Source organism: Streptomyces sp. NPDC048461 (assembly GCF_055587105.1).
Map to the genome: position 1 here is coordinate 402,874 of NZ_JBVJGW010000005.1, position 9,472 is coordinate 412,345.

9 protein-coding genes and 2 pseudogenes are annotated in these 9,472 nt (G+C 72.2%); 2 read left to right on the forward strand and 9 right to left on the reverse strand.

The window, feature by feature from the left end; all coding sequences use genetic code 11:
* Positions 1-41: 41 nt before the first annotated feature.
* Together ACZ6S8_RS12420 and ACZ6S8_RS12425 are read left to right on the forward strand one after the other, a co-directional pair.
* A complete protein-coding gene (locus ACZ6S8_RS12420; RefSeq protein WP_469454880.1) occupies positions 42-857 on the forward strand; it encodes an ECF subfamily RNA polymerase sigma factor, BldN family in 816 nt (271 codons plus the stop codon).
* 244 nt (positions 858-1,101) lie between these two features.
* Entirely contained in the window at positions 1,102-2,313 is a 1,212-nt protein-coding gene (locus ACZ6S8_RS12425; protein WP_469454882.1) for a DUF5667 domain-containing protein, read from the forward strand.
* Positions 2,314-2,425: 112 nt separating this feature from the next.
* Here ACZ6S8_RS12425 and ACZ6S8_RS12430 read toward each other — a convergent pair whose 3' ends face one another.
* The 9 genes and pseudogenes from ACZ6S8_RS12430 to ACZ6S8_RS12470 all read right to left on the reverse strand — a co-directional run bounded on the left by ACZ6S8_RS12430 (position 2,426) and on the right by ACZ6S8_RS12470 (position 9,308).
* Positions 2,426-3,412, reverse strand: coding sequence for a lysophospholipid acyltransferase family protein (locus tag ACZ6S8_RS12430; RefSeq protein ID WP_469454884.1), 987 nt, complete (start codon positions 3,410-3,412; stop codon positions 2,426-2,428).
* Positions 3,412-4,488: an NAD-dependent epimerase/dehydratase family protein gene (locus ACZ6S8_RS12435; protein WP_469454886.1), complete on the reverse strand. Its 1,077-nt coding sequence runs from the start codon at positions 4,486-4,488 to the stop codon at positions 3,412-3,414. The genes ACZ6S8_RS12430 and ACZ6S8_RS12435 overlap by 1 nt, the downstream gene beginning before the upstream one ends.
* Before the next feature lie 101 nt (positions 4,489-4,589).
* The gene (locus ACZ6S8_RS12440) at positions 4,590-4,688 is read right to left on the reverse strand and encodes a 30S ribosomal protein bS22 (protein ID WP_003948845.1); all 99 of its coding nucleotides are present in this window, start codon (positions 4,686-4,688) and stop codon (positions 4,590-4,592) included.
* Positions 4,689-4,820: 132 nt separating this feature from the next.
* Positions 4,821-5,030: a helix-turn-helix domain-containing protein gene (locus tag ACZ6S8_RS12445; RefSeq protein WP_008738568.1), complete on the reverse strand. Its 210-nt coding sequence runs from the start codon at positions 5,028-5,030 to the stop codon at positions 4,821-4,823.
* Between the two features lie 114 nt (positions 5,031-5,144).
* On the reverse strand, positions 5,145-5,975 hold the full coding sequence (locus ACZ6S8_RS12450; RefSeq protein ID WP_469454888.1) for a phosphatase: 831 nt from the start codon (positions 5,973-5,975) through the stop codon (positions 5,145-5,147).
* Positions 5,976-6,053: 78 nt separating this feature from the next.
* Positions 6,054-6,977 (reverse strand): annotated as a pseudogene (locus tag ACZ6S8_RS12455) (acetoin utilization protein AcuC); the annotation flags it as partial.
* Between the two features lie 247 nt (positions 6,978-7,224).
* Positions 7,225-7,437: pseudogene (locus ACZ6S8_RS12460) on the reverse strand (acetoin utilization protein AcuC); the annotation flags it as partial.
* The gene (locus ACZ6S8_RS12465) at positions 7,388-8,611 is read right to left on the reverse strand and encodes an MFS transporter (protein WP_469454890.1); all 1,224 of its coding nucleotides are present in this window, start codon (positions 8,609-8,611) and stop codon (positions 7,388-7,390) included. The pseudogene ACZ6S8_RS12460 and the gene ACZ6S8_RS12465, both read right to left, overlap by 50 nt.
* A gap of 43 nt (positions 8,612-8,654) precedes the next feature.
* The gene (locus ACZ6S8_RS12470; RefSeq protein WP_469454892.1) at positions 8,655-9,308 is read right to left on the reverse strand and encodes an HAD family hydrolase; all 654 of its coding nucleotides are present in this window, start codon (positions 9,306-9,308) and stop codon (positions 8,655-8,657) included.
* Between the last annotated feature and the right edge of the window lie 164 nt (positions 9,309-9,472).

The following is a 9,472-nucleotide window of genomic DNA, read 5'->3' on the forward strand; positions in this document are numbered from 1 at the left end:
CCCGCACTGCACGTGATGGAAGCTCTGCCTCTGGGAGTCCCGTGTACCCACCTGTCGGGGTTGACGCCTCGGGCCTGGCTACGCTGCGCGCAACGGTCCTCGACCACCTGCGCGGCTTCGTCCCCACCGCGTACGCCGTCCCCGCCTTCGCCGCCGCGGTCCCTGCCGGCTTCGGCCCGGCCGGTCCTTGCTATGCCCTGACCGACGGCGGCGCGACGGTGGGCAGACGCGGCCGCGCGGCCGGGGGCTCGAACGGCGCCGCCGGCACGAGCACTCAGGCCACCCACCGCCGCCCCACCGCGGACAGCGACCAGGCCCGCATGATGGACCTGGTCGAACGCGCCCAGGCCGGCGAAGCCGACGCCTTCGGCCGCCTCTACGACCAGTACAGCGACACGGTCTACCGCTACATCTACTACCGCGTCGGCGGCAAGGCGACCGCGGAGGATCTCACCAGCGAGACCTTCCTGCGCGCGCTGCGCCGCATCTCCACCTTCACCTGGCAGGGCCGCGACTTCGGCGCCTGGCTCGTGACGATCGCCCGCAACCTGGTGGCGGACCACTTCAAGTCCAGCCGCTTCCGGCTGGAGGTCACCACCGGCGAGATGCTCGACGCGAACGAGGTCGAGCGCAGCCCCGAGGACTCCGTCCTGGAGTCCCTCTCCAACGCGGCCCTGCTGGAGGCCGTGAAGAAACTCAACCCACAGCAGCAGGAGTGCGTGACCCTGCGCTTCCTGCAAGGGCTCTCGGTCGCCGAAACGGCCCGGGTGATGGGGAAGAACGAGGGCGCCATCAAGACGCTCCAGTACCGGGCGGTCCGCACCCTTGCCCGGCTCCTCCCCGAAGACGCCCGCTGACCCCCTCACACGCCCACCAGAACGACACCACCTCACATACATCCGGTGACCCCTCGATGACGCTGTGGTCCGATCATCCTTCGTCCGTAACCCAAGTGCCGCGACGCTCGTTGTGCGGAATGCAGGCTCCCTGTGGACATGCCCTGCCCGAAGCCGCTCACTCGAAAGTGTGGATGTGCTCAAGGAAGGCAACCTTCCGGACACCTTGGGGAGTCGATCGTCATGACGAGAGGAGGTGCCGCCAGTGATCGCGAACGTGACCCCGCACCGGCGGGCGAACGCCTTCGCCCAGGCCCTGGAGGATCGGACCCCGTCCGATGCTCCGGAACCGGACCCGGCGGCCGAGCAGTCCGAGGCACCTGCCGAACCTGCCGACCACGACCGGCTTTTGGCCCTGGCGAGTGCGCTCGGCGAAAGAATGCCGCGCCCAGTGCTGGACCCCCAGGTCAAAGTGGTGCAACGAGCCCAGCTCGTCGCCGCCATGGAGGCCATGGTGCTGGAGGAGAGGGCCGGGGGCGGTGCCGCCTCGGACCCTCTGGTGCCCGAACAGCGGACCGGCCGCGGCGCCCACCGGGCGACCTCGCTCCGGAAATTGCGGCCCCGCTCCCGCTGGTCCAAGGGCATTGCGGCAGGCGGCCTCACCGTGGGTGTGGCCGCAGGGGCCTTCAGCGGAGTGGCCGCTGCCAGCACGGATGCCCTGCCCGGTGATTCCCTGTACCCGATCAAACGGGGCATGGAAGACCTGAAGCTGGGGATGGCCGACGAGGACTCGGACCGGGGCGAGCTCTATCTCGACCAGGCCTCGAACCGCCTCTCGGAAGCCCGCAGGCTGATGGAACGGGGCCGGACGGGCGTGCTGGACCACGAATCCCTGGGCGAGATCCGCCGCGCGCTGGCGGGCATGAAGCACGACGCGGAGCAGGGCCACCGGCTTCTCCAGGCGGCCTACCAACGGGACGGCTCGCTCGGCCCGATGCAGACGCTCTCGTCGTTCTCCCGCTCCCACCGGGACGCGTGGGGCCGGCTCCGGGAAAAGCTCCCGGCGCAGCTCACGGACGTGGGCGGTGAAGTGGAGGGCGTCTTCCGGGCCATAGACGAAGACGTCGCGCCGCTCCAGGGCCTGCTCCCCAAGCCCCCCGAGCAGAGCAGGGGATCCGGCTCGTCCGGCACCCCGGCCAAGCCCGGCGCCCCCAGCGGCAAGCAGCAGGCCGACCCCACCCCGGGCACCCCGTCCGGCAGCAGCCCCGCGCCGTCCCCCTCGGGGAGCAGCGCCAAGCCGCAGCCCACGGGCGGCCTCCTGGGAGGTACGGGCGACCTGCTCACCCCGCCCACGGGCCAGCCCTCCCCGCCCCCCACGGGCGGCGTTCCGGAGCACCTCAAGCCGGACATCACCCTCCCGCCCCTGCTCCCGGGCATCCTCCCGGGCCTGGGCATCGACGCGGAGGACGCCGAGTAGCGCCGTCGAACGCCGGCGGGGCCCATCCAGCCCCGCCGGCGTTCACGCGTGCCCGGACCCACGACTGGCGGACCCCGCCCGGCTTCCCGCCGGCCGCCGCCCCGCCGGGGCGTCAGAAGAACACGGACCGCCGCTGCACCAGCAGGCGGTACAGCGTGTGCTGGATCTGCTCGCGCACCTGGTCCGTCAGGTTGAACATCAGCATCGGGTCCTCCGCGGCCTCCGCCGCGTACCCGTCCGTCGCGATCGGCTCCCCGAACTGGATCGTCCACTTCGTCGGCAGTGGCACCGCCCCGAGCGGCCCCAGCAGCGGGAACGTCGGCGTGATCGGGAAGTACGGGATCCCCAGCAGCCGCGCCAGCGTCTTCGCGTTGCCGACCATCGGGTAGATCTCCTCCGCGCCCACGATCGAGCACGGCACGATCGGCGTCCCCGCCCGCAGCGCCGTCGACACGAAGCCGCCGCGGCCGAACCGCTGCAGCTTGTACCGGTCTCCGAACGGCTTCCCTATCCCCTTGAAGCCCTCCGGCATCACGCCGACCAGCTCCCCGGCCTCCAGCAGCCGCTGCGCGTCCTCCGCGCACGCCAGGGTGTGCCCGGCCTTGCGCGCCAGCTCGTTGACCACCGGCAGCATGAACACCAGGTCGGCCGCCAGCAGCCGCAGGTGCCGCTGCGCCGGGTGGTGGTCGTGCACCGCGACCTGGAGCATCAGCCCGTCGAGCGGCAGCGTCCCCGAGTGGTTCGCCACGATCAGCGCACCACCCTCCTTCGGGATGTTCTCGATGCCCTTGACCTCGACCCGGAAGTACTTGTCGAACAGCGGCCGCATCAGGGACATCAGGACCTGGTCCGTCAGCTCCTTGTCGTAGCCGAACGCGTCGACCTCGTACTCCCCGGTGATCCGCCGCCGCAGGAACGACAGGCCCCCGGCGATCTTCCGGTCCCAGCCCGCTCCGGCCGGCCGCTCCGGCACCGGCTCCAGGAGCGGCGCCTGCTCGGCCGCCTCCGGGGCCGCGGCAGCGGCCGCCCGCACCCGCCGCCCCGGGGGACGCCGGCGCGGCCGGTCCTCGTCGAACGGAATGACCTTGGCGTCCGCCACTATCGCCTCGCTCCTTCAGCCACGTCGGCCCCGACGTCCGAACCGTCCACGTTCAGCATCCCAGCCACCCGGTCCACGGCACGCGCCACCCGCTCCGGCGGCAGCAGCCCGCTCCCCCGGCTCCGGGCGAAGTCGGCGAAGGTCTCGGCGGTCGTGTACATCGGCTCGAAGCCGAGCACCTCCCGCATCTGCGTGGTCTCCACCACCCTGCCGTGCGTCAGGAGCCTTATCTGCTCCGGCGAGAAGTCGGTCACCCCGACCGCCCTCAGCGCCGATCCCACCCACGTCACCGCGGGCAGCAGCAGCGGCAGCGTCGGCCGTCCCAGCCGCCGCGAGCACTGCGAGAGCAGCAGCACGCCGTCACCCGCGATGTTGAAGGTGCCGCTGTTCAGCGTCCCGCGCCTCGGCTCCTGCGCCGCCAGCCGCAACACGTCGAGCACGTCGTCCTCGTGGACGAACTGGAGCCGCGGGTCGTAGCCCAGCACGGTCGGCATCACCGGAATGGAGAAGTACTCGGCCAGCGCCGAGTCCGCGAAGGGCCCCAGGATGTTCGCGAAGCGCAGCACGCACACCGCGACGTCCGGCCGCCGGCGCGCGAAGCCCCGTACGTACCCCTCGACCTCGGCCGCGTCCTTGGCGAAGCCGCCCGCGGGCAGCGACTTCGGCTCCGTGGTCTCGGTGAAGACGGCCGGATCCCGCGAGGTGCCCCCGTACACGCTGGTACTGGACTTCACCACGAGCCGCCGCACCGTCGGGGACTTCTGGCAGGCCCCGAGGAGCTGCATCGTCCCGATGACGTTCGTTTCCTTGACGGTGCTGTGCGCGCCGCCCGTTCCCGCCCGGCCTCCGGTGACCGCCAGGTGGACCACCGTGTCCACGGCGTGCTCGGCGAGCACGCGGGCGATCGCCGACTGCCTGATGTCCGTACGGACGAACTCGGCCGACCCGAGCCGGTGCGGCGGAGCCACGGCGTCCACCGCGATCACCCGCTCGACCTCCGGGTCACGCTGGATGCGGCGCACGAAGCGGCCCCCCAGCTGCCGAGACGCCCCGGTGACCAGTACGACCTTCCCCACGAGCTCAGCGCCTCCCTAGTCGGAACAACCTGCCCCCGGCTGCACCGCAGCCCCCCCACCAGGATGGTGGGGGGGCTGCGGAATACACGTACAGCTACCGTTTACTTCTTGTTACGGCGCTGGACGCGGGTGCGCTTGAGCAGCTTGCGGTGCTTCTTCTTAGCCATCCGCTTGCGCCGCTTCTTGATAACAGAGCCCACGACTACCCTCGCTCACTTCTCTTCACTCGGTGCGGGGCGTCTGGGCCCACACGACCTACGTCGGCTTAGCCTACCCGCCCGAGCTCTGAGCCTGTAATCCGCCTGCTTGCGAGGGCGTCCGGGGCGTCAGTCTCAGGCCGACTCCACCCCCACATAGGACTCTCGGAGGTACTCGTGAACCGCGTTCTCGGGGACCCGGAAGGACCGGCCCACCCGGATTGCGGGCAGATGACCGTTGTGCACCAGGCGGTACACGGTCATCTTCGACACTCGCATCACCGAGGCGACCTCCGCCACGGTCAGGAACTGAACCTCACTGAGAGGCCTCTCGCCAGCAGCCATGACACACCTTGACCTTCCGCGCATGACGGGCACCGGCTTCCCCTCCGGTTACTCCTCGTCGTCGCACGCTCACTCCCCAGAGTAGGGGCGCGTGATACGAGTGGGGAAGAGGAGCTACAGCCACTCCTGGCGCATCGGCAGCCCCGCCCGGTCGAGCACGTACCGGGTGAGGGGTCCGTAGTAGTCCGCGCGCACCGCGTCGTCCAGCGGAACCGCCACCGAGACCCGCCCCTCGGCCTCCCCCACGAACAGCGCGGGATCGTCCGTGTCGGCCAGCCCGATCGCCTCCACACCCAGCTGACCTGCACCGCAGACCCACCCGTGGTCCCCCACCACCAGCTCCGGCAGGGGCTCTCCGGCCTCCGCCAGGGCCCCCAGGGCGATCCGGACCGGCAGCGGTGAATGGGAGTGCGCGCCGGGCGCACTCCCGGACTCCCGCACGCCGGGCTCCCGCACCAATGCGACCCCTCGTACGTAATCGATGCAGTGCGTGCGTACGCCGAACCGGGTCGCCATGTCGACACTCACCCCCCGCGCCGGACGGAGGACAACACAGCCCGCCGCCGACACCGCGGCGGCCAAGGTGGCGTAGAAGCCCAGGAGCCGGTGCGGGTGCCCCGTCCCGAACAGCACCGGCGACCCGGCCCGCACCGCCTCCCGCAGCCGCCCCGCGAAGGCCTCCAGCGCCGCCAGCGTCCGCTCCGGATCGATCACGTCCGGCCCGCTGACGTGTGCCGGGTCCGGCGAGACCCCGCACTTCTGCGCCATCAGCCCCAGCAGGTCACTTTCACCCCAGCCCCGCTCCGGGTCCAGCCCCAGCATCACCCGCGGATCGCGCGCCGCGAACAGCCGGTAGCTGCGCAGGCTCTCCTCCCTCGGGGTGGCGACGGGCCCGGCCAACCGGGCGGCCAGCAGATGCGCACGCAGCGCGCCGGTGCTCAACACCCTCCGATGCTCCCCCAACACATCTGGCGGTTCATCAATTCCGGCGTTCGGCCCCACCGTTGGCGTAACGATGCATCATCAGGTCAACATGCCCCGCAGCGGGAACACCGCCCGCCTCGTCGCCAGCACCGCCTGGTCGATCCGGTCCGCCGGGTCGTACCCGCCCTCCCAGTCCCGCCACACGGCCTCCCGCCCGTCCGTCATGCGGGCCGGCGCCAGCTGCCGCGTCCGCGCGTACACCTCGTCCCGCCACGACGCCGGGACCGCCGACTCCGGGTCGACCGGCCGGTGCCCGGCGATCGCCACCAGGTGCGTCCACGACCGCGGTACGACGTCCACCACCGCGTACCCGCCACCGCCGAGCGCCAGCCACCGCCCGCCCGCGTGCTCGTGGGCGAGCCGGTGGCAGGCCTCCTGGACCGCACGCTGCGCGTCCAGGGACACCGCCAGGTGCGCCAGCGGGTCCTCGAAGTGCGTGTCGGCGCCGTGCTGCGTCACCAGCACCTGCGGCCGGAAGTCCTCCAGCAGCTCCGGCACCGTCGCGTGGAAGGCCCGCAGCCACCCCTCGTCCCCGGTGCCCGCCGGCAGCGCCACGTTCACCGCCGACCCCTCGGCGGCGGCGCCACCGGTCTCTTCCGGCCATCCCGTCTGCGGGAACAGCGTCCGGGGGTGCTCGTGCAGCGAGACGGTCAGCACCCGCGGGTCGTCCCAGAACGCCGCCTGCACCCCGTCCCCGTGGTGGACGTCCACGTCCACGTACGCGACCCGCTCGGCCCCCAGCTCCAGCAGCCGGGCCACGGCCAGCGCCGCGTCGTTGTACACGCAGAACCCGGCAGCCGATCCCGGCATCGCGTGGTGCAGCCCGCCCGCGAAGTTCACCGCGTGCTCCGCCTCCCCGCGCCACACGGCTTCCGCGCCCGCCACCGACTGCCCGGCGATCAGCGCCGACGCCTCGTGCATCCCGGCGAACGCGGGGTCGTCCATGGTCCCCAGACCGAAGGACCCGTGGGGGGGCCCCGGGGGGGGCGCCGCCCCCCCCCCCCCCGCGCGGGCCGCCCCCCCCCGCGGCCCCCCCCCCGGGGGGGCCCCCCCCCCCCCGGCCGCCCCGCCCGCCCACGCCCCGGCCCGCCCCCACGCCCCACCGCCGTGCCTCCCGCGCCACCCTGCGAGAACCCGCGCCACCGGGGGGCGGCCCCCCCCCCCCCCCCCCCCCCGCCCCCCCCCCCCCCGGGGGGCCCCCCCACACCCCCCGCACCGCGGCGACGTACTCCTCCCGGTGCACCAGCCGCAGCGTGGAGTCACCGGCCGCCCGGGCCGCCCGTACGTCCATCGCCCGGTCCAGCCCGAAGGCCCGCACCAGGCCCATGGTCAGCGCCAGGCGCACCGGATCCATCGGATGGCTCGGTCCGAAGTCATACTTCGTTACCGCCTCGTCCCACATCAACAACCCGCGGCCGCTCATGCCCGACACCGTATCGGGCGTCGCCGGAACCGAACGAGCGGGCGTAGAACAGTGTCACAAGCACCAGCACCATCGGCACCAGCATCGCCCCCCGGTAGCTCCAGGCGTCCCCCACCGCCCCGACGAGCGGGGAGCCGATCAGGAAGCCCACGTAGTTGAAGATGTTGAGCCGCGCGATCGCCGAGTCCGAACCCCCCGGGAACAGCCGGCCCGCGGCCGCGAACGTCTGCGGCACGATCACGCACAGCCCGAGCCCCAGCATCGTGAACCCCAGCATGCCCACCCACGGCCCCGGCGCGGCGGCCACCACCGCGAACCCGCCGGCCGCCACCACCGTCCCCGCACGCACCACGGCCGCCGCGCCGAAGCGCCGCACGCCCAGGTCACCCACGGCCCGCCCGATCAGGGTGGTCACCATGTAGACGTTGTACGGAACGGTCGCCAGCTGCTCGGAGCTGCCGAGCACGTCCTGGAGGTACTTGGCACTCCAGTTCGCCACCGTCGAATCACCGATGTACGCGCACGCCATGACCAGACAGAGCGGCAGCAGCAGCTTCTTCCCGGCGTTCGCCGCCCCCTCCTTCTCACCGGGGGCACCCGGGGCCCCGGGCAGCGCGTCCACGTAGTACCGGCTCACGACCAGGACCAGCGGCAGCAGCACGACCACCGCCGGCAGGTAGCTCACGAACAGTCCGAGGTGCCAGTGCGCCCCGGCCCACGCGGCCGAGGCCCCGACGATCCCGCCCAGGCTGTACACGGCGTGGAACCCCAGCATGATGCTGCGGCCGTACGCCCGCTGGAGGCTCACCCCGAGCATGTTCATCGAGGCGTCCAGCGCACCCACCGCCAGCCCGAACACCCCCAGGGCCACCGCCACGTGCCACAGCTGCGTCCCCGTCCCGACCCCCAGGAGGGACAGGAGCACCACGGGCTGCGCCCACCGGAGCACCACGCTGGGTGCGACGCGCTTCACCACGTGCTCGGTGGCGACGCTCGCCGCCCCGGCCAGGATCGGAACGGCGGCGAGGAAGGCGGGCAGCAGCCCGTCGGATATCCCGTACCGGTCCTGGATGCCGGGGATCCGGGTCACGAGCAGGGCGAAGGCGACGCCTTGCGCGAAGAAGCTGAACCCCAGGGCGCTGCGCCCGCGCCGCAGCCGTACGTCAACCGTCATGGCGGCACAGCGTAGGCCCCGGTGCTACCCGTGGGTAGAGCGATCACACGGGCAGTTGCAGAAGCCCCGGGAGCTGCTTCATGTCCCCGAAGTACCCGGTCGCGCCGGCGAGCCGCTCGGCGGGCATCATCCCGGTGAACCCGTACACGTCCATGCCCGCGGCGAGCGCGGCCCGCACGCCGAGCGGGCTGTCCTCGACGACGACGCAGCGCGCCGGCTCGACGCCCATGGAGCGGGCGGCGTGCAGGAACAGGTCGGGGGCGGGCTTGCCCTGGCCGACGTCCTGCGAGCTGAAGAGCCATTCGTCTTCGAACCACTCGTCGAGGCGCGTCACCCGGTGCCCGACCCTGATCCGGTCGTGGCTGCCCGAGGAGGCCACGCAGTAGCTGATGCCCTGCTCGACGAGGCCGTTGAGCACCTCTTCCACGCCGGGCACGGGCCTGAGCTCCCGCTCGAACGCGGCGAAGGTCCGCGTGTACAACGTCTCGTCGAAGTCGTCCGGGAGCCGTTGGCCGGTCCGCTCGAGCACGAGGTCGTGCACGCGGTGCACGGCGCCGCCCATGTAGTCGTGGAGCGATTCCTCGTAGGAGGTCGGGTGCCCCAGTTCGGTCAGGTACCCGGCGAGGATGCTGTTGGCGAGCGGCTCGCTGTCCACCAGCACGCCGTCGTTGTCGAAGATGACGAGGTCGTAGCCCATACCCCAACCCTACGAGCCGTCAGCACGGATCGGCCTCGACCCCATGCCGGGCATCCGGTGGAGTCTGGCCCGGAACGCAGAAAAGCCCCGCACCATAAGGTGCGGGGCTTTCCCACAATAATTGTTCGGCGGCGTCCTACTCTCCCACAGGGTCCCCCCTGCAG

Bases quoted from the DNA above. Each gene is read 5' to 3' on its own strand.
- ACZ6S8_RS12465 (WP_469454890.1), bottom strand. From the start codon at position 8,611: ATGACGGTTGACGTACGGCTGCGGCGCGGGCGCAGCGCCCTGGGGTTC.
- ACZ6S8_RS12445 (WP_008738568.1), bottom strand. From the start codon at position 5,030: ATGGCTGCTGGCGAGAGGCCTCTCAGTGAGGTTCAGTTCCTGACCGTG.
- ACZ6S8_RS12470 (WP_469454892.1), bottom strand. From the start codon at position 9,308: ATGGGCTACGACCTCGTCATCTTCGACAACGACGGCGTGCTGGTGGAC.